The 25049-nt window shown below is 39.4% G+C and carries 22 protein-coding genes and 1 riboswitch; of the genes, 10 read left to right on the plus strand and 12 right to left on the minus strand.

The window, feature by feature from the left end:
* Nucleotides 1-430 precede the first annotated feature (430 nt).
* The 3 genes from ACHUFV_RS26620 (at nt 431) to ACHUFV_RS26630 (ending at nt 4662) form a co-directional block, all read left to right on the plus strand.
* Complete coding sequence (locus tag ACHUFV_RS26620; protein ID WP_394239465.1) at nt 431-874, plus strand: hypothetical protein; 444 nt, start codon at nt 431-433, stop codon at nt 872-874.
* A 192-nt stretch (nt 875-1066) separates the two neighbouring features.
* Nucleotides 1067-2791, plus strand: a complete 1725-nt coding sequence (locus ACHUFV_RS26625) for an ABC transporter ATP-binding protein (RefSeq protein WP_394239466.1) — start codon at nt 1067-1069, stop codon at nt 2789-2791.
* Nucleotides 2788-4662, plus strand: coding sequence for an ABC transporter ATP-binding protein (locus ACHUFV_RS26630; protein ID WP_394239467.1), 1875 nt, complete (start codon nt 2788-2790; stop codon nt 4660-4662). The genes ACHUFV_RS26625 and ACHUFV_RS26630 overlap by 4 nt, the downstream gene beginning before the upstream one ends.
* 67 nt (nt 4663-4729) lie before the next feature.
* Here the strand turns inward: ACHUFV_RS26630 and ACHUFV_RS26635 are convergent, their stop codons facing one another.
* The 3 genes from ACHUFV_RS26635 to ACHUFV_RS26645 are packed head-to-tail and all read right to left on the minus strand — an operon-like array spanning nt 4730 to nt 8306.
* On the minus strand, nt 4730-5857 hold the full coding sequence (locus ACHUFV_RS26635) for a Ger(x)C family spore germination protein (RefSeq protein WP_394239468.1): 1128 nt from the start codon (nt 5855-5857) through the stop codon (nt 4730-4732).
* Entirely contained in the window at nt 5854-6948 is a 1095-nt protein-coding gene (locus ACHUFV_RS26640; RefSeq protein WP_394239469.1) for a GerAB/ArcD/ProY family transporter, read from the minus strand. Before ACHUFV_RS26640 ends, ACHUFV_RS26635 begins: the two co-directional genes overlap by 4 nt.
* Nucleotides 6945-8306 (minus strand): spore germination protein, encoded by a 1362-nt coding sequence (locus ACHUFV_RS26645; protein WP_394239470.1) that lies wholly within the window; start codon nt 8304-8306, stop codon nt 6945-6947. Before ACHUFV_RS26645 ends, ACHUFV_RS26640 begins: the two co-directional genes overlap by 4 nt.
* Nucleotides 8307-8526: 220 nt before the next feature.
* Here ACHUFV_RS26645 and ACHUFV_RS26650 point away from each other — a divergent pair, with 220 nt between their 5' ends.
* From ACHUFV_RS26650 to ACHUFV_RS26660, 3 genes are all read left to right on the plus strand, one after another.
* Entirely contained in the window at nt 8527-8730 is a 204-nt protein-coding gene (locus ACHUFV_RS26650; protein WP_394239471.1) for a DUF1657 domain-containing protein, read from the plus strand.
* Nucleotides 8731-8837: 107 nt separating this feature from the next.
* The gene (locus ACHUFV_RS26655; protein ID WP_394239472.1) at nt 8838-9044 is read left to right on the plus strand and encodes a DUF1657 domain-containing protein; all 207 of its coding nucleotides are present in this window, start codon (nt 8838-8840) and stop codon (nt 9042-9044) included.
* A 12-nt stretch (nt 9045-9056) separates the two neighbouring features.
* On the plus strand, nt 9057-9917 hold the full coding sequence (locus tag ACHUFV_RS26660; protein ID WP_394239473.1) for a DUF421 domain-containing protein: 861 nt from the start codon (nt 9057-9059) through the stop codon (nt 9915-9917).
* A 63-nt stretch (nt 9918-9980) separates the two neighbouring features.
* Here the strand turns inward: ACHUFV_RS26660 and ACHUFV_RS26665 are convergent, their stop codons facing one another.
* The 4 genes from ACHUFV_RS26665 to brnQ all read right to left on the minus strand — a co-directional run bounded on the left by ACHUFV_RS26665 (nt 9981) and on the right by brnQ (nt 14766).
* On the minus strand, nt 9981-10517 hold the full coding sequence (locus ACHUFV_RS26665; protein ID WP_394239474.1) for a shikimate kinase: 537 nt from the start codon (nt 10515-10517) through the stop codon (nt 9981-9983).
* A gap of 137 nt (nt 10518-10654) precedes the next feature.
* Entirely contained in the window at nt 10655-11569 is a 915-nt protein-coding gene (locus tag ACHUFV_RS26670; RefSeq protein ID WP_394239475.1) for a proline dehydrogenase family protein, read from the minus strand.
* Between the two features lie 125 nt (nt 11570-11694).
* On the minus strand, nt 11695-13242 hold the full coding sequence (pruA, locus tag ACHUFV_RS26675; protein ID WP_394239476.1) for an L-glutamate gamma-semialdehyde dehydrogenase: 1548 nt from the start codon (nt 13240-13242) through the stop codon (nt 11695-11697).
* Between the two features lie 171 nt (nt 13243-13413).
* Nucleotides 13414-14766 (minus strand): branched-chain amino acid transport system II carrier protein, encoded by a 1353-nt coding sequence (brnQ, locus tag ACHUFV_RS26680; RefSeq protein WP_394239477.1) that lies wholly within the window; start codon nt 14764-14766, stop codon nt 13414-13416.
* A 344-nt stretch (nt 14767-15110) separates the two neighbouring features.
* Nucleotides 15111-15299, plus strand: a riboswitch (Lysine riboswitch).
* Nucleotides 15300-15388: 89 nt separating this feature from the next.
* Here brnQ and ACHUFV_RS26685 point away from each other — a divergent pair.
* Nucleotides 15389-16873 carry an amino acid permease gene (locus ACHUFV_RS26685; RefSeq protein WP_394239478.1) on the plus strand — a complete coding sequence of 495 codons (1485 nt, stop codon included), beginning with the start codon at nt 15389-15391 and terminating at the stop codon, nt 16871-16873.
* 45 nt (nt 16874-16918) lie between these two features.
* Here ACHUFV_RS26685 and ACHUFV_RS26690 read toward each other — a convergent pair whose 3' ends face one another.
* The gene (locus ACHUFV_RS26690) at nt 16919-17944 is read right to left on the minus strand and encodes a glycosyltransferase family 2 protein (RefSeq protein WP_394239479.1); all 1026 of its coding nucleotides are present in this window, start codon (nt 17942-17944) and stop codon (nt 16919-16921) included.
* Between the two features lie 158 nt (nt 17945-18102).
* Nucleotides 18103-19779, minus strand: a complete 1677-nt coding sequence (locus ACHUFV_RS26695; protein ID WP_394239480.1) for a DUF6044 family protein — start codon at nt 19777-19779, stop codon at nt 18103-18105.
* A 252-nt stretch (nt 19780-20031) separates the two neighbouring features.
* On the opposite strand from ACHUFV_RS26695, the gene ACHUFV_RS26700 reads away from it, so the two are divergent.
* On the plus strand, nt 20032-20241 hold the full coding sequence (locus ACHUFV_RS26700) for a methionine aminopeptidase (RefSeq protein ID WP_394239481.1): 210 nt from the start codon (nt 20032-20034) through the stop codon (nt 20239-20241).
* Nucleotides 20242-20258: 17 nt separating this feature from the next.
* Here ACHUFV_RS26700 and ACHUFV_RS26705 read toward each other — a convergent pair whose 3' ends face one another.
* Genes ACHUFV_RS26705 through ACHUFV_RS26715 form a run of 3 tightly spaced genes read right to left on the minus strand, consistent with a single transcriptional unit; the run spans nt 20259 to nt 23248 of the window.
* A complete protein-coding gene (locus tag ACHUFV_RS26705; RefSeq protein ID WP_394239482.1) occupies nt 20259-21356 on the minus strand; it encodes an FAD-dependent monooxygenase in 1098 nt (365 codons plus the stop codon).
* A 24-nt stretch (nt 21357-21380) separates the two neighbouring features.
* Nucleotides 21381-22484, minus strand: a complete 1104-nt coding sequence (ribD, locus tag ACHUFV_RS26710; RefSeq protein ID WP_394239483.1) for a bifunctional diaminohydroxyphosphoribosylaminopyrimidine deaminase/5-amino-6-(5-phosphoribosylamino)uracil reductase RibD — start codon at nt 22482-22484, stop codon at nt 21381-21383.
* 14 nt (nt 22485-22498) lie between these two features.
* Entirely contained in the window at nt 22499-23248 is a 750-nt protein-coding gene (locus ACHUFV_RS26715; protein ID WP_394239488.1) for a GTP cyclohydrolase II, read from the minus strand.
* A 139-nt stretch (nt 23249-23387) separates the two neighbouring features.
* Here ACHUFV_RS26715 and ACHUFV_RS26720 point away from each other — a divergent pair, with 139 nt between their 5' ends.
* Both ACHUFV_RS26720 and ACHUFV_RS26725 read left to right on the plus strand, forming a co-directional pair.
* Nucleotides 23388-23726 carry a winged helix-turn-helix transcriptional regulator gene (locus tag ACHUFV_RS26720; protein WP_394239484.1) on the plus strand — a complete coding sequence of 113 codons (339 nt, stop codon included), beginning with the start codon at nt 23388-23390 and terminating at the stop codon, nt 23724-23726.
* 207 nt (nt 23727-23933) lie between these two features.
* Nucleotides 23934-24923, plus strand: a complete 990-nt coding sequence (locus ACHUFV_RS26725) for a potassium channel family protein (RefSeq protein WP_394239485.1) — start codon at nt 23934-23936, stop codon at nt 24921-24923.
* Nucleotides 24924-25049: the final 126 nt, after the last annotated feature.

Below are 25049 nucleotides of genomic sequence, written 5' to 3' on the forward strand. Positions count from 1 at the left end.
TCAGCTCTCCATAGTTCCCGGTAGCTCTCTTGCATTGCCTTCACGGGCACTATCAGCTCTCCATAGTTCCCGGTAGCTCTCTTGCATTGCCTTCACGGGCACTATCAGCTCTCCATAGTTCCCGGTAGCGCTTTTGTATTGCCTTCACGGGCACTATCAGCTCTCCATAGTTCCCGGTAGCTCTCTTGTATTGCCTTCACGGGCACTATCAGCTCTCCATAGTTCCCGGTAGTTCTCTTGTATTGCCTTCACGGGCACTATCAGCTCTCCCTAAGGCAACAATAATCGATTCTCGCCTTTTCTGCTTAATTTTGCTAAGAGACCCTATCCCCTATACCCCAAACCCAAATAATGTTATATAATAAAAGTAGGAAATACTTCATTTGTTTCTACTACGATTCTTCTAATTCTATTGAAAGAGGATGAGGAAATGAACAAAAGGAAGTTTTTACCAACTATTACAGGGGCGTTATTGTTATTTGTGGGAATTGGAGCAACAGCAGGAGGACTGGGTGCACTTTTAGACCCTAGTGGTGAAAGTATGGGTGTTCCGCTTTCGCTGTTAGAGCCTTCTCCATTTGAAGACTTTTTAATCCCAGCTATCTTCCTATTAATTGTAAATGGCATCGGCAGTTTGGTTGCATCTTATTTAACCTTAAAAAACTTTCGTTATGCAGGGATGGCCACTATACTACTAGGATTCATCATGATTCTTTGGATGTTAGCTCAATTCTTTTGGCTTAGCGGTTACAATTGGCTTCATTATACCTTCCTCGGAATCGGAATTCTTGAAATGATTCTTGGCTACATGTTACATGTTCGAAGAAATGGACATACATTATTTCCAAACCATCCACGCTCCCATGCTCATTAATGAAAATATTCCTAATTAAGACGGTGTCCTTAGTATCCATTGGACACCTTTTTTGTTTTATAAAAACCCAGCATAAAATCCACCTTCCAAACACGAAATTCCTCTTCCAAAAGTTTACTTCTATACTAATTTTTATAGTATTATTAGTAAGGTCTAATTTATGAAAGTAAAGTAAATGGAGTTGATTTCAAATTGCTCAAGCTCATGCGTTATTTACGGCCGTATCAAATACTGATTGTTCTCGTACTGACTCTCATCCTTTTCCAGTCATTATCAGAATTGTATTTACCAACATTAATGGCTGACATTATTGATAAAGGAGTTGTCAACCAAGATACACCCTACATTTGGAAAATTGGAGGCTTGATGCTGCTGGTTGCTGCTCTTGGAACCATCTGTTCAATCGCGGCTAGTTATTATAGCGCAAAAGTATCCATGTCCTTTGGGAAGGATTTACGACACAAGGTATTTTCTCATGTTGAAAATTTCACGTTACAGGAATTTGATCGGTTTGGCACAGCATCGCTCATTACAAGAACAACGAATGATATTACGCAGGTGCAGCAGGTTGTAAATATGGTGCTGCGGATGATGGTAACTGCTCCAATTATGGCAATAGGCGGGATGATTATGGCCTATTCGCAAGACGCAGAGCTATCAAAGATATTTCTTGTAGCCATACCGGTGCTTTTTGCCGTCATATTACTGGTTGTTTGGAAAGGTATCCCCTTGTTCAAACTCGTTCAAGTGCGGCTTGACCAGGTAAACCGTGTCTTACGGGAAAACCTAACTGGAATAAGAGTCATTCGTTCCTTTAACCGTATCGTCTATGAAAAAAATCGATTTCAGCATGCGAATGCCGACCTCACGGAGACCTCGATTAAAGTCAATAAAATCATGGCACTCTTAATGCCGGTGCTAATGCTGATTATGAACTACACAGTCATTTCAATTATATGGTTCGGCGCTTTACAGATTGATGAGGGAAATATGCAGGTCGGCGGCTTGATGGCGTTCATTCAATATGCGATGCAAATTATGTTCTCCATGATTATGCTGTCGATGATGTTTGTTATGATTCCGCGTGCTTCTGCATCAGCTGTGCGGATCAATGAAGTGCTGCAGACGCAGCCAGTCATACAGGAAACGTCTCATTCTATTGTGGCTCAGAAAAAAGGATATTTAGAATTCCGCCATGTAACGTTCAGCTATCCAGGTGCAGAGGTTCCTGCTCTAAGAAACCTTTCCTTTCAAGTGAAGCCAGGTGAAACAACGGCGATTATCGGTGGAACTGGTTCAGGTAAGTCTTCCCTGCTTAAACTGATTCCTCGATTCTATGAAATTGATAGTGGATCCATTCTTATCGATGGGATTGATATCAAGGATATGACGTTAGAGAAGCTGCGGGAGAAAATTGGTCTTGTACCGCAAAAGGCAGTTCTTTTTACCGGCACTATAAAAGAAAATCTATTATTTGGAAATGAAAACAGCTCGGATGAGGAATTCATTCATGCGCTCAAAATAGCTCAGGCCTATGATTTTGTATCCAAACTGGATAAAGGGCTCGATTCAACCATATCACAAGGTGGAACAAACCTGTCCGGGGGACAAAAGCAGCGTCTGTCCATTGCAAGAGCACTTGTAAGAAGGCCGGAAATTTATTTATTTGATGATAGTTTTTCTGCATTGGATTATAAAACAGATGCGATGCTGCGGAAAGCTCTCAAGCAAGTAACAGAAAACGCAGCCCTTTTGGTTGTTGCGCAGCGCGTTTCTACCGTTATGGATGCGGATCAAATTATCGTACTCGATGAAGGCAATGTAGCGGGAATCGGGACCCATAAAGAGCTTATGAAAACCTGTGGAGTCTATCAGGAAATTGTCTCTTCTCAAGCCACAGAGGAGGAATTAGCATGAGTAATCGAAGTGAATCAGTTAAACATAAAGGCCCAGGATTTGGACCACGCGGCGGCATGGGGGCACCGGTTCAAAAGGCGAAGGATTTTAAAGGTACATTAAAAAGGCTCATTCGATATTTAGCTCCCTATCGATTTCAATTATTGACGGTTTTGATTGCAGCCATGCTAAGTACGGTTTTTTCAATTTTAGGACCAAAAATCCTAGGCATGGCAACAACAAAAATATTTGAAGGATTAATTGAAAAATTTAAAGGAATACCTGGTGCCGGAATTGATTTTGACTATCTATTTCGGATTCTAGGCTTGCTGGCGGGACTCTATTTATTCAGTTCCTTGTTCATGTGGATCCAACAATACATCATGGCCAGCGTGGCGCAAAAGACTGTCTATACATTACGTGAAGAAGCAGAAGCGAAAATGAATAAGCTGCCGCTGAAATATTTTGACGGCACAACTACAGGTGAGACGTTAAGCCGAATTGTAAATGATGTTGATAATATTAGCACAACACTCCAGCAAAGCTTGACACAGATTATTACCTCTGTCGTGACCATTATTGGTGTCATTATCATGATGATTACCATCAGTCCAGTAATGACCATCATATTACTCTGTACTTTGCCGTTAAGTGCGGTAGTTGCGGTGCTTGTGGCGAAGAAATCACAGCCTTATTTTGTCGGACAGCAAAAAACGTTGGGACAATTAAGCGGACATGTTGAAGAAATGTATACGGGCCATGAGGTCGTAAAAGCATTCGGTCACGAAAGGAAATCGATTGAAGAATTTAAAGTGGTGAATGAGGAATTATACCAGTTTGGCTGGAAGGCCCAGTTCCTATCCGGTATCATCATGCCGCTAATGTCATTTGTTGGTAACCTTGCCTATGTTCTTATTAGTATCGTCGGCGGTATTTTTGTCACGAAGGGAACCATTTCTGTTGGAGATATTCAGGCATTTATTCAATACTCTCGCCAATTTTCACAGCCCATTGCCCAAACGGCCAATATTGCCAATATCATTCAATCAACAGTGGCTTCTGCTGAGCGAGTATTTGAATTTTTAGATGAAGAGGAGCAGGTTCCAGAAGAGGAGAATGCTAAAGTCATCACTTTCCCAAAAGGAAGGGTATCGTTTGAACATGTTGACTTCGGCTACACAGAGGATCAAATGTTAATTAAGGATATGAATTTAGAGGTTCAGCCAGGTCAAACGGTGGCCATTGTCGGACCTACAGGTGCAGGGAAAACGACGCTCGTAAACCTACTCATGCGTTTTTATGAAATCAATAACGGTACCATTTGCATTGATGGTGTCGATATTACTAAACTCAAGCGGAGTGATTTGCACAGCCTATTTGGCATGGTGCTTCAGGATACATGGTTATTTAATGGTACGATTGCCGATAATATTGGCTATGGCCGGGAAGATGCTAGTGAGGAAGAAGTGATAGAAGCTGCTAAGGCAGCACATGCAGACCATTTTATTCGTACCCTTCCAGAGGGCTATGCGACAGTTCTAAACGAAGAAGCAACCAATATCTCACAAGGTCAAAAACAATTATTAACGATTGCTCGTGCGATTTTAGCTAATCCGTCGATCTTAATTTTAGATGAAGCGACAAGCAGTGTAGACACAAGGACAGAGATTCATATTCAAAAGGCGATGAATCATCTCATGAAAGGGCGAACAAGCTTTGTGATTGCCCATCGTTTGTCTACAATTAGGGATGCCGATGTGATTCTCGTTATGAATGAAGGGAAAGTCATCGAGCAAGGAAATCATGAAGAATTATTGGCTCAGAATGGTTTTTATGCTGATTTGTATCACAGTCAATTTTCCGGGCAATCGAAGAACCAATCGATTGGTTAAATAATAAAAGGAACGCATTAGGTCATACTTGGTGAACCCATTGTGTTCCTTTTTCTTTAAGGTGACTTTATTCAATTACCCCTGTACTCTTAATTCCTACATTAACGGATACATCTAATTTTAAATTAGGGTAAACCTCTTCCTCCCATTTGGAAAAAAGCCCCTCTTTATATAATCTTGTCGCTTTATACCGTAGTCCAAACCCTAATGGATCAACGTTCTTTTTCTGAAAGGTTATAAAGAGAGCTTCGACCCACTTTTCCACTTCTTTACTGGCGAAGTTGCTTAACTCATTAAGTTCTTTAACGTTTATATATTGGTCAGCTTCTTCTAAAATTCCTACTAAGTCAACGTTCATTTTTATAATAGGGGCTGAATTAGCAGATGTTAAAATCTTATAATTTGTTTTAAGCGAATCAATGGATACAATGTATTCAAGATCTTCTTTTTTAATCATCAATTCCATTTTATTAAGATTATTTTTTAACATATTATAAATCTTCGTTTGTCTTGGGGTTAATTCTAGTGTTTCCCTTTGACTAGACAACACTGCCGAATGATTGACGATTAGCTTCGTACTTTTCTTATCCACCTGTATTACAGGCAGGATGGGATCGACACCATGCTCCTTCATTTTTCTCCTAAGATCAAAAAGATAGCTGGTCACAATATAAGGGCTTTCAACTCCTGTATTTGCAAAAATATTAAATAACGAAACAGAGGCTGGCATTTCGGACTTTGGCTCTGTTTTGATTACTTTTTCTGCTGTTGGACTCCCAACAGCGACCCATGTAATTCGTTGAAAGTCTCTCCTTCTTAAAAAAATGTCTGTAATTTCACTTATATCATCATTCAAAAGCTCTTTCCCAATAATGATTGTTTTTAAATGACCAAAATCAAACTCCTTATCTACCTGAGTTTTCAATTGTCTGATTGCATCTGCCATTTTTGTACTATCTTTTGTTAAATAAGAATACATGGTGCCAGTTGCTTGTTTTACTGAACCTGATGGCAGAGCTAATTTCAATGTTACCTTGTATCGATTCCCTTTACTTTCAGCCTGATCAATACCAATCGCTAATACAAAAATTCTTTTATCGATGTCTTTAAATCCACAGCCAGTTTGAAGGAGGCTATTTCCAACAAGAATGAGAACAAGGACTAGGACTTTCATTTTTTGAAATAGGATCATCATGCTTTAGCCCTCCTTCTAATAACCCAAAATAATAGGAACATAACCGTTAGAAGAAAGGGAAACAAATTATAGAAATAGCCTGTATATTTTACTAGCTGATATTCAGTTAAGTACGTCACAACTTGTAAGCTCGTTATCCAAAAAATAATCAAGAAAAGATGCGGAGTTAGATTATGTTTCTTCCATTTAAATTTCTTAAAATAGATGACATTAGTTAAAACTTCTATCGCAACATGCCAATGGGTTAATATACTGGCAAAAGTTATCGCTAATAAAAGCATTAATACAACAAATACGACACGTTCAATAATCCAATATTGAAAATGCAAGGTATCTGATGCTGTTATTCCAGGGTATATAATCGTCCCTACATTTTCAAAACCAAGTAACCCTATAGGCATAAAATAGCTTGTTAGCAGTACTCCCGTTCCAAACAGGCCTAGTATGGCCAGTGACTTCCACGTCATGGATTGTTTCTTTGTCATCACTCGATTGAATATTACCAGGTTGGCTGGTCCCCAAAAGATAAACGATGCTGCACTTACTGTACTGAAGGTTGGAAAATTCTGTGCATGCATAATGGCTACCTTCACAAAGTCCATTTCAAAATAATCATTAGTAAAGGCTTTAACAATTAGCAGAATGACCAGTGGAACTGTTAGGATAAAAATCATTTCCAGTACGTAAAGAACATTTTTTGACTTCATTAATGCCCCATAGTAAATAAAAAGCAAAATCAATGACACAATATAAATTAAATTAGCATTAGGAGATAAAAATCGTTTGATAATAAAAGAATACATGATAACAGAAAGGAGTCCTGCCGCAAACCACACTAAACCAATGACTAATAAAAAAAGGATTTTAATAAATTTTGGTATATAGTCATCCATCAACTCTGGTAATCCTTTCCCAGGAAAACACTGATAAAAACGACCAATTAAATAGCAAACACCCAAACCAATTGGAATCGAAACCAGTATGGAAACGATAGCCCCACCCTCTCTATGTAACAGCAAAATTTTTGGCATCGAGGCAGCCATACTGGTAACCATATTGATAAAAGTAATATAGTAGAAGTAGCGACTCATGCCGTATCCCCCTTTACTTCCGCTGTTTTCCTTTGGATAAATAACTTAAAATATGGCTCCCCAAAGCTGTCCATATTCGCCATATACATGATGAATCCAAGTAAAAACAAAACTAATCCAAGTAAGCCTCCAATGGTTGCAAACAGTAGCACTCCATACTTAATAATTCGAATGGCAAAGCCTAGTTCATTAATAGGAATAACAAAGGTTGAGATCGCCATTGCTGATACAATAATAATCATGATGGTCGAGGTTAAGGCTGCTTCAGTTGCTGCGGTTCCCAAAATTAAACCGCCCACAGTTGTTGCCGTACCTGCAATTACTTTTGGCAAGCGAATACTTGCTTCAATTAATAACTCCATCACAATTAACATAAATAAAACTTCAATAAATGAGGGATACGGAACACCAATCCTGCTTCCAGAGACCGACAATGCTAGTTCAAAACGGAACACTTCAGGGTTATAGGATGAAATAGCAACATAAAGAGCCGGCAGGGTTAAACAAATAATTAATCCCAAGTAGCGGAGAATTTTATTAAACATCGTTACCCAAAAAGGACGGTAATTATCTTCTGTAGCTGACATAAAATCGAAAAACACTGCAGGTGCGATAAGTGATACCGGATTCCCATCCAGCAATAAAACAACCTTCCCACCTGAAATATTATAAATGATTCGATCCGTTCGCTCAGTCAGCATGGAAGTAGGTAATAATGATCGTTTTTTATCGTTTAGCAGCCGCTGCATCTCAGCAGTTGTTTGGATTAAAGGAGAATGTAAAGATTCTATCTTCTTTTTTATTATTTCAAGAACTGCCTGATTAACACTCTGGCTGTCATATACAATAGCAAGTGATTGATTTGACCTCTGCCCTATTTGCTGCATTTCTATTGTAAGAGATGGACTGTGATAGCGCTGACGGATAAGATTAATATTCGTAGCAATATCTTCACTTAATGCCAGCTCTGGTCCCTGTAAGGTTGGTTCTAGATTGACCTGCTGAACTGAATCGGTATTTACCTTTTTTATATCTAACAGCAGGATACTTCCTTGTACAATAACGACAATGCTTCCTCTTGTCATTTCATCAAGGATTTGTTCTTTTCCTTTTAATTCCTGCTGCTGCGGAAGTGATGTTAAGTAAGCTTTATAATGATGCTCTGTCGGAAGTTCAAAAAAGGGTTTAATGACACATTCCTGCAGGTCGGTTCCATTTACAACCGTTTTAATGTATAGAAGCTGGGCTGTTTTTTCATCGATTTGTAATGTCTTTTCAACAAAGTCAAAGGAAGTTTGAAATTCCTGTGTGATTAAGCTAATCATTTCATGTAGTGATAGTGCTTTAACCGTATTCACATAAAACTCCCCTTTCATTCGTTTTGCGCTGCGATCCTTCACCTTTAAATACACCATTCATTACTAATGATTATCGTTACCAAATATGGTCATTTCATGCCAAAATGACAACATTGGACCATTCCTTCCATGAAATTACCGTTTGAATTTTTACATAATAATGGTGAAATATTACCACACTATTTCTGTATTTAAATCTTCAAAGAAAGAAGGAAAATCAATGACTGTTATCACCCAAGTGAAACAAACGATTGCTGGTTTAAAAAGTGCACAGGCAAGCTTGGAGACCTTTGCATTAGGAACTGATAATCAAGAGGCAAAACAATTGTATTCAAATGCTGCGAAGCAAACACAATCGATAATCGATAGTATAGAACCGCGGGTTCAGCAAATTCAGCAGGAAGAGCCGCAATACAATCAATAAAGAAAATACCCGGTTTGCTCCATGCGGACCGGTTCTTTCACTTTATAAAATTCGGCTTTTTGCAGAGAATAGCTAATGGAAAAGAATACATTTCAAGGATGATGATAATGACGGTTATCTCAAGTGTAAAGCAAAGTATTGCTACGCTGAAAAGCATTGAAGCCCAGCTATCCGAGCTTGCATTACTTTCACAAGAAGAAGCTGCCCAAAGAACGTTTCATGATATGATGCTGGTCATGGAGGAAATTCAAAAGGATCTTCACGATCGCCAAGTCGAAATGGAGTTGGAAGAGCCACAATATAAAAATTCGTAATGAGGTGTTGATGTGCCCGAATATGCAAGTATTTTTACTCGCGCCATTATCTTCTTTATCGTGCTCATTGTCTTAACAAGAGTGCTAGGAAAAAAACAAATATCAGAAATTTCCTTTTTTGAATATGTATCAGGTATTACAATTGGAAGTATTGCTGGAGAAGTCATCATGGGGTTAGATAGTAGTATCGGTCATGGAGTTCTAGCTATAACTGTTTTTGCTTTAATTACCCTGCTTGTAGATATCATATCTCTGAAAAGTAAAAAATTCAGGGACCTTGTTGAAGGGAAAAGAACCATCATCATTAAGGATGGGAAAATTATGGAGGATAATTTAAAAAAAGAGAAGTATTCAATCAGTGAAATCGACTCCCTTCTACGGCAAAAAGATGTGTTTAATATGGCCGATGTAGAATTTGCCATTCTTGAGCCAAAGGGAGATCTTAGTGTTCTCTTAAAAAAAGAAAATAGACCATTAACACCAAAAGATATGAACATGAAGGTGGCAAATGATAAAGCTCCGCAAACCATTATCATGGATGGAACCATTATAAATGACGCAATGGCTGCAGCAGGAAAGGATCGAAACTGGCTTCATACCGAACTAGATAAGCTTGGGATCACATTGGAAAATGTCTTTTTGGGACAGGTAGATTCCTATGGTGGTCTAACAGTCGATGTCTACGATGATAAACTGAACGTTCCCACACCACAGGTCCGTCCCCTATTGATGGCCATGTTGAAAAAGTGCCAGGCTGATTTGGAGCTGTTTGCACTTGAAACGCAATCAGACAAAGCCAAAGCCATGTATAATAAAAATGCAAAAAGGCTTGAAAACGCAATCGATACATTGAAGCCGTACTTGAATGGGTAACGGAGCAGCACAAGTAAAACCCGCTAACCGATAAGGTAACGGGTCTTTTGTTTTCAATTTGGCTTACTCGTACAATTCCCAAGCTAATTTTAATGATTCAGTAATATAATCTGCTACTTCTTCCACATTTAAATTATCCGTTTTCACTTTTGAATTATGCAAGGAATAGGCTTTCTGACGACTGTAAAATAATTCTTCAATCTCATCCAAGCTTTTATTTTGCAGCACAGGCCGGCTGTCGATTATGAGGCTGATACGCTCCTTCCATGAATCCCATGATAAATCAAGAAAAAATACAAGACAATTTTCTAAGCAGGCTTTTCTAATTTCTTCATTCAGAAACGCTCCCCCGCCCAAAGAAATTACATTCAATGGCTGTTTGCTCAGGCTGATTGTCAGAGATTGCTCTCTGTCACGGAATGTCTTTTCTCCAAACGTTTCAAAGATTTGTCTTGGCGGCATTCCGAACTCTTTTTCAATTTCTTCATCGACATCAATAAAGTCACGATATAATTTCTTAGCAACCAGTTTACCAATGGTTGTTTTTCCGACCCCCATGAACCCAACAAAAACAATGCTTTTCTCTCGCAGTTTTCTCATATTATCCTGGAACTCCTCTTAAGCTATTTTTCTGCCAATAAATGTTTTAAATATTATAATTATATAGTAGTTGTATGTAATTGTAAAAACAAAATAAAACACAAAAAAAGGCAAACCATTAAGGGTTTGCCCTTTCTCTATTTAAAAAATAAACCCTTTAACGCAAATGATACATTCTGAGGTCTTTCTGCAAGCCTGCGCATATAGTAGGCAAACCAATCGCTGCCATAAGGGACATACACCCTCATTTTATATCCTTCGTCAGCAAGACCTTGCTGCATTTCTGTTCTGAAGCCATAGAGCATCTGAAATTCAAACTGATTTCTCGGAATCTGCTGCTCCGCCACAAATTTTTTTACCTTTGCGATAATATGATGATCATGGGTCGCAATGGCTGTATAGCTTCCACTTAATAAGTGGATTTTAATCAGTTTCATAAAATTCTCATCAATATCCTTTTTCTGCTGATAAGCAACCTTAGGAGACTCTTTATAGGCCCCTTTCACTAATCGGAGCGGAACACCCTGGAGTTTTTTTATATCCTCCTCCGCGCTAAACAAATAGGCTTGGATAACAGTCCCAACATTTTGATAGGTCTCCCTTAAGCTCTGTAAAATATCTAATGTTAGCTTGTAGTGCGAATAATCCTCCATATCAATTCTAACAAAGGTACCGTATTTTTCAGCTGCTTCTAAAATTCTGCGCATATTGTTTAAACAAAAGTCAATATCAATATCTACTCCAAGCTGGGTTAATTTTACAGATAAATGACTGTTTAAACCTTCGCTCATGATAGCATCCAATGTCCTGACAGCGGCATCTGCTGCTTCAACGGCTTCTTCTTTACTGGAAACAAATTCACCTAGATGATCAAGCGTACAAAGCAGACCCCTCTCATTTAATTGCCGCACCTTTACAATCATACTTTCCATTGAATTTCCCGCGACAACCTGTGATGCCCCAAGCTTTAACCCCCATTTTTTTGCTGCTCGATTTAATGTTCTATTTTTTGATAAATAAAGAAAAAATCCCTTTGTTAGCGCAGACATCATGTTAAGATCCCTCCTTCTAGAAGGTAAATGATCCTAGACCAAAAGGGATCTTTATACGCACCTGTCGCTAAAAAAGATCCCTTATTTAGTTTTCTGGAGCAGTAATTAAAAGGGAAATATTAGAACTATAATGCTTCCGAAATCGTTTGAGCCTGCATATGGAGAAGGAGATAGTCGGGACCGCCGGCTTTTGAATCCGTTCCGGACATTTGAAAGCCACCAAAAGGCTGATATCCCACAATCGCTCCTGTACAGGTTCGATTAATATATAAATTCCCTACATGGAATTCCCTGCGTGCCCGTTCAATATGCTCACGATTTTTCGATAGGAATGCCCCGGTTAATCCATATTCCGTGTTGTTAGCAATTTCTAAAAGATGGTCGATGCTGCTTGCTTTACAGAAGGCAATAACAGGACCAAATATTTCCTCCTGCATGATACGTGCTTTTTCATTCACATCGGCAATAATCGTTGGCTGGATAAAAAAGCCCTCTAATGGATCTCCTTCACCACCAGCAGCCAGTCTGCCTTCTTTTTTACCAATGTTAATATAGGACATTATTTTATTATAGGCTGCTTGATCAATCACGGGGCCCATATAGGTTTCTACTTCTTCCGGGTTACCGACTGTTAACGACTTTGTTAAGATAAGTACTTTTTCTAAAACTTCATCATATATTTTTTCATGAACGACCGCTCTAGAACCTGCAGAGCATTTTTGACCTGAGTAGCCAAATCCTGAATAAACGATTGATGCTGCTGCTAAATCAATATCAGCATCTTCATCAACAACAACCGTATCCTTTCCGCCCATTTCGGCAATGACCCGCTTTAGCCAAACTTGGCCGGGATGTACCTTTGACGCACGCTCATAAATCCGGCACCCTACTTCACGCGAACCAGTAAAGGAAACAAATCGGGTCTTGGGATGGTCGACTAAAAAATCACCAATTTCTGCACCACTTCCTGGAATATAATTTAACACTCCCTTGGGCAGACCTGCTTCCTCCATCACTTCCACAAATCTTGCCGCAACTACCGGTGTATTATTGGAGGGTTTTAAAAGAACAGTATTTCCTGTTACAATAGCCGCCACTGTTGTTCCAGCCATAATCGCGAGTGGGAAATTAAAAGGAGAAATGATGACGCCTACACCAAGAGGGATATACGTATACTGATTATTCTCTCCGTCCCTGCTGTTTACTGGTGCACCGTCCTTCATGGCGAGCATTTGCCTTGCATAATACTCCAAGAAATCAATGGCTTCTGCAGTATCGGCATCTGCTTCCTTCCATGGTTTGCCGGCTTCCTTAACTAAATAGGCGGAAAACTCATGCTTTCGTCGTCTGATGATAGCTGCTGCTTTCAACAGGATATGCGCTCTTGCTTCAGGAGTCCATTTTTTCCATCGAGAAAAAGCTTCAAGGGCTGACTGCATAGCCTTCTCTGCTACTTCTTTATTTGCCACCAAGACCGTCCCGATTAATTCTGTTTTTCTCGCCGGATTATAGCTCGCGATCACTTCTTCAGTTGTAATCCGCTCTCCATTAATAATGAGTGGATATTCTTTCCCTAATTGTGAATTGACCAGTTTTAAAGCTTCCATAAAAGCCAGTTTATGTTCATGTAGGGTAAAGTCGGTTAATGGTTCATGCTTATAAGCTGTTACCATTTAATCCCTCCATTAAATTATTTTTATAGTATATGATGTAGTATATGATGCAATTTTTAGGCCAATTACCTTTTAGATCAGGATTAGGACTTTTATAGCCCGAAATAAATGAGAGCACATTAAAAGAGGCCAGCATAATCGCCGGCCTCTTTTTTGCATTTTATTTCATTATTAGCTCACTTTTTCTTTCGATTGTGTATCAGCAGGCTTTTTTCCTGATGGAAAAATAAATCCGATTACAACTCCTACTAATGCTGGTACAACCCAGCCCATCCCTGCATCAAACAAAGGAAGATACTGACTTAAGAAGCTGTATAAACCTTCAAGCTGAAGACCCGCTGCCTTAATCCCATCAATAACACTAAAAATACCTGTAAACAGCATACTCCAACGGTAAACGGATACTCGACCCTTGAAAAGCGGGTCAGAAAACGTTAAAAAGATTAAAACAATCGCTAACGGGTAGATCGCAACAAGCACCGGAACAGAAATTGTGATTAATAAGCTTAAACCGATGTTTGCAACCGCAGCACTGAAAACAGTAAATACAATCGCTAATGTTTTATATGAATAACGTGGAAACATTTTTGAAAAATAACTTGCACAAGATGTGATTAGTCCAATGGAAGTTGTTAAGCAGGCAAATAATATGGCGAACCCTAGGATAATATTTCCCCAAACGGAGAAATGAGCATTTGCTGCATAGGGTAGCAGCGCTCCACCATTATTCGCTTGACCTGCTGCGTAGTTAGTTGTTGCTCCCAGGTATGCCAGACCAAGATAGATTACACCTAAAGCACCCGCTGCAATCAATCCAGCTTTTATTGTTGCCTTGGCAATACCGCCCTTTGATGTGATTCCATTTTCTTTAATGGCATTGATAACAATAATCCCAAATACAAAGGAAGCAAGAGTATCCATTGTTAAATATCCCTCTTGGAACCCTTTAAAGAACGCATTGTCTACGTAGTCTCCGATTGGAGCAAGCGGTTTATCAAGCGGGTTGATAACTGTAGCGATTAAGACAATTAATAAACATATTAATAGGATTGGTGTCATGACCTTTCCAACGCGGTCAACAATTTTACTTGGATTTAATGATAAATATCCTACTATGGCAAAATAAATGATTGTATAAATGAGCAAACCAACATTAAATCCGCCATTCATTTCCGGTAAAAATGGTGCGATACCAATTTCATATGATACGGTTCCTGTACGCGGAATCGCAAAAAATGGTCCAATTGATAAATACAAGGCAACAGTAAAAATAAGTGAAAAGGTCGGGTTAATTTTATTCGCCAATGACTGAACGTCATCATGACCTGACACTCCGATAGCCAGCACCCCTAATAAAGGTAAGCCAACCCCTGTTAATAAAAAGCCAATAATTGACGGCCAAAGATTTGTCCCCGATGCTTGTCCTAATGCAGGCGGGAAAATTAAATTTCCTGCTCCAAAGAACAAGGCAAACAGCATAAGCCCAATGGCTATTATTTCATTACGAGATATTTTTGAATTCATTGCCTTTTCCTCCCTAATAAGTTAAACGGCTCCCCAGAAACAATCTGTTTCAATCTTCCGACAACTTACATTAATCTATATATTATCTAAATAACAACATTTTTAATTATTGCATACAATAACCAAAATGGTAAATAGATATTTTAAAATATAATAAATTTTGTCGAAAATTGTTGCAATACGGTGAATTTGTCGTTCAGTAACTATTATTATCCTTACAGAACCATACTAACGATTTTAATTAAAGTGTTATGTGAGAATAATTTTCCATTGGCTTTTCTCTCTATGTTAAGTATAATTTTATAGTATCCAATAAAATATTGATTAGATATCCTCATCATAACCGGTGGGGTAGAGGTTGCAGCATTAATTAGTAGGTAGGGCGAGATACAGAGACAATCAATGACTCCTCCTGAAAGGTAACGCTGCCGAAGTTTGTATTTTTTCTCTGAAGATACAGGCTGGGGCTGTTTTCGAAAAGGAACAGAACTGTCACGTGTAACGTTTGTTATTCGTGTTGAGCTATCTTTCGGAAGGTATGATACGGGACTAAAACCGTCGAATCCTCTTTGACGGTTTTTTATTTTGCCCGCTCCTTCCAATAAAAAAAGGAGTAGATAATATGCAATCATCTGCAGCAAAAAAAGAGGAACTTTCGATAAAAAAAGAAGAAACTGGATTAAAAAGGAAGCTTAAAGCGCGTCACTTAACAATGATTTCACTTGGTGGAACGATTGGGACAGGGCTGTTCCTAGCCAGCGGCGGTGCCATTCATTCAGCAGGACCGGGCGGAGCACTTCTAGCCTATGCACTTATTGGGGTTATGGTCTATTTTCTCATGACTGGTTTAGCAGAAATGGCAGCATATATGCCTGTGGCCGGCAGCTTTAGTACCTATGCAGCAAAATTTGTTGATCCATCATTAGGCTTCGCTCTTGGATGGAACTATTGGTATAACTGGGCGATTACGATAGCAGCGGAGTTGGCGGCTGTTTCCTTAATCATGAAATTCTGGCTGCCTGATGTTCCTTCCATCATCTGGAGCAGTCTCTGTCTTGTTATCATGTTCTTGATTAACTATTTATCTGTTAAGGGCTTCGGTGAAGCTGAATATTGGTTTTCCCTTATTAAGGTGGTAACGGTTATTATCTTTATTGTAACAGGCTTCTTAATGATAGTCGGCATCTTAGGTGGAAAAACGATTGGCTTTTCAAACTTTACAGTTGGAGATGCCCCTTTTAATGGCGGCTTTTTAGCGATTCTAGGCGTATTCATGGCAGCAGGCTTCTCCTTCCAGGGAACAGAATTACTTGGGGTGGCCGCAGGTGAAAGTGAAGACCCTGAAAAAAATATTCCGAGGGCTGTTAAACAAATCTTTTGGCGTATTTTATTATTTTACATTCTTGCCATCTTTGTCATTGGATTATTAATTCCTTATACGAATGAGAGTCTTGCCAGTGGCGAAGTAACAACAAGTCCATTTACACTTGTATTTGAAAGAGCCGGAATTGCCTTTGCAGCATCTGTTATGAACGCTATTATTTTAACAGCGGTTCTGTCAGCAGGAAACTCAGGTATGTATGCTTCAACACGTATGCTTTGGAATTTAGCCGTGGAAGGAAAAGCACCGAAGTTCCTGGCTAAATTAAATAAAAATGGCGTGCCTGTAAATGCCTTAATTATCACTTCACTAGTCGGGACAGTGGCCTTCTTGGCTTCGTTTTTTGGTGAAGGTGTTGTGTATGTATGGCTGTTAAATGCATCAGGAATGTCTGGTTTCATTGCTTGGCTTGGGATTGCCATCAGTCACTATCGTTTCCGTAAAGCGTATGTTGCACAAGGAAAAGATTTAAACAAACTACCTTATAAATCCGGATTTTATCCGTTTGGACCAATTTTCGCCTTTGTCGTATGCGGGATTGTTATTCTTGGCCAAAACTATGCAGCATTTATGGGTAATGGAATTGACTGGAATGGCGTGCTTGTATCCTATATTGGTCTGCCACTATTCCTTGCCATTTGGCTTGGTCACAAATGGGTTAAAAAAACAAAGATGATACCATTAAACGAATGTGACCTGTCAACAGAGAAGGACCATACCCGTTAAAACTTAAGAACCTGCCCGTTTTGCAACGGACAGGTTCTTTTCTTTTTAATTCAATTCAGACAAACCATTGTATAGTAGGTCTTCAGCGTCATCCTGGTTCTTCAGCTGCTTCGGATTAGCTAAATTAAACAAATCAATATCCACAATGTACTTTGGTCTTCGTTTTGATTCCTGATACACTTTGCCGATATACTCACCGATTAATCCGATCGCCATCAGCTGCAAGCCCCCAATCAGCCAGATTGAGGCAATTAATGACGTCCAGCCAATTTCGGTTCTACCAAAAAACTTCAAAACTAAGAAATAGCTTAGAACAATGAGACTGACAAAGAAAAAGGTACACCCTGTTAATAAGACGAAGCGAATTGGCGTAACGGAAAAGGACGTAATTCCATTAAAGGCGAAGGAAAGCATTTTTTTCAATGGATACTTGGTTTCGCCTGCAGTCCTTTCCTTTCGATCATAATAAACCGATGTGGATTGAAAACCAATTAACGGAACAATTCCGCGCAAAAATAGATTTACTTCATCAAACCTTTCCAGCTCTTCGAGAGAACGTTTGCTCATGAGCCGGTAGTCTGCATGATTATAGACCAAGTTAACACCCATTTTGCCCATCAGCTTGTAAAAGCCCTCTGCTGTTTTACGTTTAAAAAGGGTATCGGTATCTCTTTTCCTACGCACTCCGTAGACAATTTCATAGCCCTCTTTATATTTTAGAATAAACTCGCGGATGACCGAAATATCATCCTGTAGATCGGCATCAAGAGAAATAACACAATCCGCTGTAGACTTTGCCGCAAACATTCCTGCCAATAAAGCATTTTGATGACCTGCATTACCTGCCAGCTTTAAGCCTCTAATGATCTCTGTTTTCAGAGCGGCTTTATAAATGAGATTCCAGGTCTGGTCCTTGCTGCCGTCATCAACAAACAGGATTTTACTCCTATTTGAAATAAACTGTTCGTTTATTAATTCCTCAAGATACTGCTGTAATATCTCCATTGTATAAGGCAATACAGCTTCTTCGTTATAGCAAGGCACAACAAGTGTGACAACTGGTGTAGTCATGTATGTTCCCTCCATGATGTTGTGTTGAAGTTTTTCCACAAAGTGTAAAAGTACAGATAAATGTAGTAAAACCGTGGATAAAGTACTAAAATCCACGGATATGTATCCAAAAAGCGCGGATATATGGCTGAAATTCGCGCTTATAATCCTTTTTCAAATCAAACCACACGATATAAATAAATTTTCCATACAGATTCTTTGCTAGAAAACACTTTTTCCAGCTTTAGCTTGTTCTCTTCAGCATTTTTTATCGGAACGGATGAGAATATATGGGTTCCACCCATTTTCTTAAAAGGTTCAAAGTTAAATTGCACATGCTTGAGCTTCTTTTTCGTATTTTTTTTAAACATATAGTGCTTTCCCAATTCATCCGTAAATAAATAGCAGCGACCACCCCACTCGTCGAAGTAGGTACGAATTTGTTTATTTTTATCCAATTCCTTTTCGATGATTTTCCGAAACTCATGCTTGTACGACAACGGATAGAAGTTGTTATAAGTATCTAATGTATAAAACCCGTTATACTGTGCTATCGCCGGATGCAGTCCGACACTTGCCACACGATATTCATCAACAGGCAAACCGATATGATCCTTAATCTGTGAAAATAATTCCTCGGAATAGAATTCCTTGACCGACGGCTTTGAGCTGTATTTAAGCTCTTCATTGAATAGCCCCAACATTATCAACTGCGCAGCTAGACTAAAATAAACAATGGCCCGGAATTCTTTGGCATTCTGCCAGATAATTTTCAATGCCAAAGCAAACGACAGGTAAATCACAAGCGGCCTCAAAAAATGAAAACGAGCAAAATTAAAGGTATTCATAAAATGAAATTTTTCCGTTAATGGCTGCCAGCCTCTATAAAACCAAAAGGCATACCATAGCGATAAAACAAAATTAAGAAAAAATAAAAACACAAAATACTTTTCCTGTTTCCACAGGCCTTTTTTCCAGACCAGATAAAAGGCTCCCAGCAAAATCGGAAGTATAATTAAGCCGTGAACCGTCATCACATGGGTATGACCGAACACATAATTTTTAAAGGTTAAACGAACCGCCCTCCATAAAGTCAAACGTGTATGTATATATTCATCCCTGCTGTTTGGATCAGTTGCAAAAAGGAATGAATAGAGAAGCCGATATTCGACGAAACAGTACACAATTCCCATATAAATCAATGATAGTAAGAAAGCCAGGTTGTGCTTTTTCCGTCTTATTACATCAATTACCCAGAGAATGCCCATCGCAAATAAAAAAAAGAAAAACCCTAGAACAATGCTCGAGTAAAAGGGAAGAAGGGTTAAAACTATGTATTCTCTCCATGATTTTCTCCCTTTTCGAATATGCAAAAACGCCCATAATGCTAACGGCATTCCCAGTGTACTCAGCATCCCTGACGGCCAAAACGGTGTTAAGGCAAATGCCAGCGAGGTTCCGACCGTAATGAGTCCCCATTCCTTCCCAGGTAAAAAGTGATCACGCAAAAGCAAATACATGCCGATAAATGCCGCAAGTCTTGTAATCGTTTGACTTAATGCATAGGCCGTCATGGTTGGAAATATGGAATAGAGCCAAACAATTCCGCTGTATTCCGTTCCGAATGCATTTCTTGGGATACCGTTCAAGACCTGCGGAATTACAGCATTGATATCCCCAAATATTTGCCCGCTTTCCCTCAGTACTTTATACCAGGCAAGGTTCGAATCCAGGTTATCATGAACTCGGATATGTGCATTTTCCCCTAAAATAAACAAAGGAGAGACATATAATGCAAGAATAATAAGAGCGATTACGAGTAATGCTTTCTCCCTTTGATCTTGTAAATAGTCCAATGGCTAACACCCCATGAATGTAATTGGTCTTACTTTTTGCAGAAATGGCTAAAATTATCCAAAACAGTTATCTTCCACCACAACAAAAAATAGCCCTTTAAATGGGCTATTTTTTTCATATTTGTTTCCCGACTATCGAGCGGGTATAAATCCCTAGCTGCATTGGCATAATACAAATGTTTACCACAAACAAAGTTTCTTTTATAAGGATACGTGCATAAACTAATCAACAAAAGAAGGAGGGAATGAAAAATGGGGCTTTTTAGTTACCTCTCAGATTGGAAGGCAAGCTTGTATGAGAAGAAAATTGCCGAGGCACAAAGCTTAGGACATTGTCCTGACTGTAATGGAAAAGGCTTTATGATTCCAATTGTCAATGAATACAGCTATCCGGAATCATTTGATTGCCCAGGATGTATTGGCACAGGATCCTTCACTGATTGGAGCACGAACAGTCGATAATAAAATCCCGGCTATTCCTAAACCGGGATAAATTGTTTTCCAAATGATGCTTCTTTTTTTAATTGTTCCTTTTGCTGTGTGTCCACTTCATTTCTACGAATCTGTTCAAATACTTGCAAGTCAAGGCTGCTAACCTGATTGATCGAGCCGGCATCCATCATAATTTGAAACAGTACATCAGCATCCTTCATGGCACTATTAATACCAATTGCACCGGTCGGACTCATTGTATGGGCAGCATCTCCGATAATCACCAAATTATTTTTCACCCAGGTCTCACTTTTTGAGCTTTGCACCTGAAGTAAAACAAAGTCATCCCATGATTGAATGGAAGCATGTACAGCTTCTTCCAGCTGTGGGAACGCATCAATTAGCTGACTCACAAATGGCGTTATCGACTGCTTCCTCAGTGCTGGATACGACCCTTCTTGTATGTTCCACCCAATTTGGATATAACCGCCCTGTTGTGTAAACAAGGCAAGCTGATCATCATTTACAAGTGCCATGCGAACCGTTGGCTCCCAATCCGTTGGAGCGGGAATGCGTGCCCAAAGCAAATCATATCCGTGCTTGACTTTCTCAAAGGGGATCCCTGCCAATTTGCGAATTGTTGAAAAACGTCCGTCTGCCCCAATAATCAAAGAGCTTTTTATCGTTAGTTCCTGTCCATCCTTAATGGCTTTAACTCCCTGATACTGGCCCTCTTCCTCCAGTAATTCTACTACTTTTGTATTTAATAATAATTTAAAATCGCTGAACGGTTCACTTTTTTTCAATAAAAGGCCAAGCAGATGCTTCTGCGGGACATGGATACCGCAATGATTTACATGTTCATCGGGCATAATCCTTTTAAACACTTTCCCATGATTCCAGTATTCAACCCGATCCATTCGTAGCAGACCAATTTCCTCGAGCTCATCAAACAATTCATACCTTCGTAAAATAGCTTCACCGGTCTCGTTTAGGTGTTCTCCTCTAAACTCTTTATTAATATTTTCATTCCGCTCTACTAAAATTACCGAAATATTATGACTTGAAAGCAGATATGCAAGTAAAGCACCGGCAGGGCCGGCGCCTACAATACAAACATCTGTCTTAAAATCATATGCTTCCATGTTATCACCCGTTATCATTTTGTTTTATGATTCTACCTGTTGTTTAGGGTAAGCCGTAATAAGCAAATCATCACCAATATGTTCAACAGAATCAAATTCAAGCCCCACCGCATCATCCATCGTCTCAACGTCCTTGCCTGTAAAAGGAGTTAATGAATGGCGGCCGCCCAATACCTTAGGTGCGATATATACTTGGAACTTATTAATCAGTCCTTCACGTAAGAAAGCACTATTCACTTCTCCTCCACCTTCAACAAGCACATCCGTAATACCTAATTCAAATAATTGTTTTAGTATGAAGGTTAAATCGAGACCTTCTCCTTTTGGAGCTGAGTATACCTGAACACCCTTCGCCAGAAAGGCCGCTTCTTTTTCTTCATCGACACCTTCCTGTGTAAAGATCCAGGTTTCAGCTTCTGTGCAATCCGTTATTTTAGCATCCAGTGGTGTTCGTAACTCTGAGTCAATAATAATCCGAATTGGGTTTTTACCACCTTCCGGGATTCTAGTCGTTAGCATTGGATCATCTGCCAAGACCGTTCCAATTCCGACAAGGATGGCATCTACTTCATTTCGTAAATAATGGACCTTTTGTCTTGAGGCTTCACCTGACACCCATTTTGAGTGTCCATTATAGGCGGCAATTTTCCCATCAAGGGTCATGGCTACCTTTGAAATGACAAACGGCATCTGAGTCAGCATGTTATGAATAAACCGTTCATTCAATCTTCTGGCTTCTTGCTCGAGGACCCCAACCTCCACTTCAATTCCTGCATCCTCTATAATTTTGATTCCCCGGCCCGCCACAAGCGGGTTCGGATCCTTCATGGCAATAACTACCCGAGAAACACCTGATTCCTTCACTAAATTAGCACAGGGAGGTGTTTTGCCAAAATGGGAGCATGGCTCAAGTGTGACATAAAGTGTAGCTCCTTTTGCATGGTCACCCGCCATATGGAAAGCATGTACCTCAGCATGCGGTTCTCCAGCTTTTCTGTGCAGCCCGGAGCCTACAATCATGCCATCCTTCACAATGATTGCTCCAACAAGAGGATTCGGATTTGTTTTTCCTTTTGCAGTAGAGGCTAAATCAAGTGCAAGCTTCATAAAATAGTGGTCATTCTTCATGATAAAAACTCTCCTTATTTGGTTAGGCTTATTTCACTCTCAAGAATATGCCCTGATTTCTCTACTTTTGTTGCCAAATAAAAGCTGTTATAGTCGGACTCACCGCCCCATAGTGGAATGTGATCTTGAATCGTCAGTCCTGATGACTTTAAAGCAGCGATTTTTTTCGGGTTATTCGTAATCAGCGTAACCGGTTTTTTTCTTAATTCCTTTATCACTCGAATCGCTTCCTCATATGAACGGAGATCATCCGGAAAACCAAGAGCATTATTTGCCTCTACTGTATCATACCCTTCCTGCTGAAGGATATAAGCCAATGATTTAGTAAATAGTCCAATCCCACGGCCTTCATGATTAGCTAAGTAGAATAGAGCTCCGCTTCCTTGCTCTACAATCATTTTCATGGATTGATGCAGCTGATAGCCGCAGTCACAGCGCTGACTCCCAAATATATCGCCGGTATGACAGATGCTATGCATTCGGATATACGCTTCTTCTGCCTGTTTGAAATCACCATATACTAAAACAGAGGACTGTTGAGAGCTTGCAAGGTCAGCTGTTAGCAGCGATTCGATTAATTTCTCCTTCTCGGTTGGCAGACCTTCAAGCTTCAGCCATGTATACCATTGGAAGGTTACAGTTTCACCGTCTAATTGGACTGGAAGCTTAACTGGACCAACTAAACAAATATCTTCTTTATTTTCTTGCTTCACAATTTTCATTCTATCTATAAGTATATCTCTAACTTTTTCTGAAATCATCATGATCATCCTTTCGGAAAGAATACACTGTCTTCGTATTACTTACTATATGTAAGTAAGTATAAATTTGTAAATAGTTGACGTCAAGTAATATATTCACTATTATTATAGTAATAATATTTATTGTGTGAGGAGGTTGTAAATGGAGGAAAATACACTTTGTCCTAAATTTCAAAAGGCTGTAGAAATACTTAGCAAGCGTTGGAATGCCTTAATAATTAATCAGCTAATGTCGGGTTCTCAGCGTTTCTGTACCATTAACTCCTCCATGCCCATCAGCGGCCGGCTCCTATCGGAAAGATTAAAAGAATTAGAGTATGAAGGTATTGTATTAAGAGAGGTCTTCCCAGAGGTTCCCGTACGAGTTGAATATTCCTTAACCGATAAAGGCTTTGCTCTCCAAAATGTTTTTAAAGAAATCAATCAATGGGCGCAAGAATGGGTACAGAAAGATGTAGATTTGAAAGAGGATGAGAGATAAATTTCATCCTCTTTTTCTTTATCTGCATTTTCCCATAATTTGATTAGACCACCAATGTTTGGAATTGGCAAGAAAATCGAATTTTCTTGTGACTAATATCATAGTGTCTGCTTTATCAAAGTAGTATAAATTACCTCATGTTATTATGAAAGCGTATTTTTTCGTCTATACTGAAAAAATGATTCTATCCGACTGGGGTGAGTAGCTTTGACGCATCAAATTTTATTAAGCTTTATCCGCTTACCGCTATTATTACGAACCTTTTTGATAGCCATTTCACTGATCACATTTTTCGGAATCATCGTTCATGTCATTGAGCCGGAGAGCTTTCCAACCATTTTTGACGGAATCTGGTGGGCAATTATTACAGCATCAACAGTTGGATATGGCGATTATGTCCCCCATTCAGTTCTCGGAAAAATAGCTGGTATGCTTTTGCTCGTTACTAGCGCAGGCTTTCTTTCTTCTTTTTTTATCGTCTTAGCAACGACGGCAGCTGCCAGACAAAACGATCATCTGGAGGGGAAAATGAAATATAAAGGCCAGGGGCACTTTATCATTGTCGGTTGGAATGAACGTTCAAGAGAGGTTATTTATTCTTTAATTAATGACCAAAAGTCTGTATCCATTGCTTTGATTGATGAGACGCTAAAGGAGAATCCATTGCCTTACAATAATGTGCATTTTGTTCAAGGAAGCCCAAGCCATGATGAGGCGCTCATGAGAGCTAATATCCAGTCAGCCTTAAAGGTCATCATTACAGCCGATCCTACAAAGGCCGAGCTTCAGGCAGATATGAATACAATTATTACTTTATTAGCTGTAAAGGGATTGAATCCGCATGTTGAAACGATTGTTGAAATCCTGACAACTGAACAAATTGCCAATGCGAATCGTGCCGGAGCAGACGAAATCATTCAAACCAATACGCTTTCAAGCTTCATTATGCTGCAAAGCCTTGCATCACAAGATATCGTTACCTCTTTTTTAGATTTATTATACCAGCTTACAGAGAAGAAGCTTGTCTTCATTGATGCCAGCCACGAGCAGCTGGAACAAGAGTTTATGGATATAAGCGTTCGGCTTACACAGGAGGGACGATTGCTTTTAGGTGTAAAAAGAGGCGGTGCAACAATCCTGAATCCCCCTCATCCATTCACAATCGAAAAACATGATCAGCTTATCATCATTAAATAGGAAAGGTGTCAGGCACCACAAATGGACAAATGATAGCATTTTGTCTTTCTGTGGTGCCTGGTGTAATAGATAATATTGTCGAAAGGTTTTCCTTTCGGAAGAACAAAAATACCCCAGTTTACTTCA

The sequence above is a fragment of the Niallia oryzisoli genome (assembly GCF_043641075.1).
Lineage (GTDB): Bacteria > Bacillota > Bacilli > Bacillales > Cytobacillaceae > Bacillus_BD > Bacillus_BD oryzisoli_A.

What these genes read in the sequence shown, in the direction of transcription:
- ACHUFV_RS26620 (WP_394239465.1), top strand. Translation starts at nt 431, where the DNA reads ATGAACAAAAGGAAGTTTTTACCAACTATTACAGGGGCGTTATTGTTA.
- ACHUFV_RS26630 (WP_394239467.1), top strand. Translation starts at nt 2,788, where the DNA reads ATGAGTAATCGAAGTGAATCAGTTAAACATAAAGGCCCAGGATTTGGA.
- ACHUFV_RS26635 (WP_394239468.1), bottom strand. Translation starts at nt 5,857, where the DNA reads ATGATGATCCTATTTCAAAAAATGAAAGTCCTAGTCCTTGTTCTCATT.
- ACHUFV_RS26640 (WP_394239469.1), bottom strand. Translation starts at nt 6,948, where the DNA reads ATGAGTCGCTACTTCTACTATATTACTTTTATCAATATGGTTACCAGT.
- ACHUFV_RS26650 (WP_394239471.1), top strand. Translation starts at nt 8,527, where the DNA reads ATGACTGTTATCACCCAAGTGAAACAAACGATTGCTGGTTTAAAAAGT.
- ACHUFV_RS26655 (WP_394239472.1), top strand. Translation starts at nt 8,838, where the DNA reads ATGACGGTTATCTCAAGTGTAAAGCAAAGTATTGCTACGCTGAAAAGC.
- ACHUFV_RS26665 (WP_394239474.1), bottom strand. Translation starts at nt 10,517, where the DNA reads ATGAGAAAACTGCGAGAGAAAAGCATTGTTTTTGTTGGGTTCATGGGG.
- ACHUFV_RS26670 (WP_394239475.1), bottom strand. Translation starts at nt 11,569, where the DNA reads ATGATGTCTGCGCTAACAAAGGGATTTTTTCTTTATTTATCAAAAAAT.
- pruA (WP_394239476.1), bottom strand. Translation starts at nt 13,242, where the DNA reads ATGGTAACAGCTTATAAGCATGAACCATTAACCGACTTTACCCTACAT.
- brnQ (WP_394239477.1), bottom strand. Translation starts at nt 14,766, where the DNA reads ATGAATTCAAAAATATCTCGTAATGAAATAATAGCCATTGGGCTTATG.
- ACHUFV_RS26685 (WP_394239478.1), top strand. Translation starts at nt 15,389, where the DNA reads ATGCAATCATCTGCAGCAAAAAAAGAGGAACTTTCGATAAAAAAAGAA.
- ACHUFV_RS26690 (WP_394239479.1), bottom strand. Translation starts at nt 17,944, where the DNA reads ATGACTACACCAGTTGTCACACTTGTTGTGCCTTGCTATAACGAAGAA.
- ACHUFV_RS26700 (WP_394239481.1), top strand. Translation starts at nt 20,032, where the DNA reads ATGGGGCTTTTTAGTTACCTCTCAGATTGGAAGGCAAGCTTGTATGAG.
- ACHUFV_RS26705 (WP_394239482.1), bottom strand. Translation starts at nt 21,356, where the DNA reads ATGGAAGCATATGATTTTAAGACAGATGTTTGTATTGTAGGCGCCGGC.
- ribD (WP_394239483.1), bottom strand. Translation starts at nt 22,484, where the DNA reads ATGAAGAATGACCACTATTTTATGAAGCTTGCACTTGATTTAGCCTCT.
- ACHUFV_RS26715 (WP_394239488.1), bottom strand. Translation starts at nt 23,248, where the DNA reads ATGATGATTTCAGAAAAAGTTAGAGATATACTTATAGATAGAATGAAA.
- ACHUFV_RS26720 (WP_394239484.1), top strand. Translation starts at nt 23,388, where the DNA reads ATGGAGGAAAATACACTTTGTCCTAAATTTCAAAAGGCTGTAGAAATA.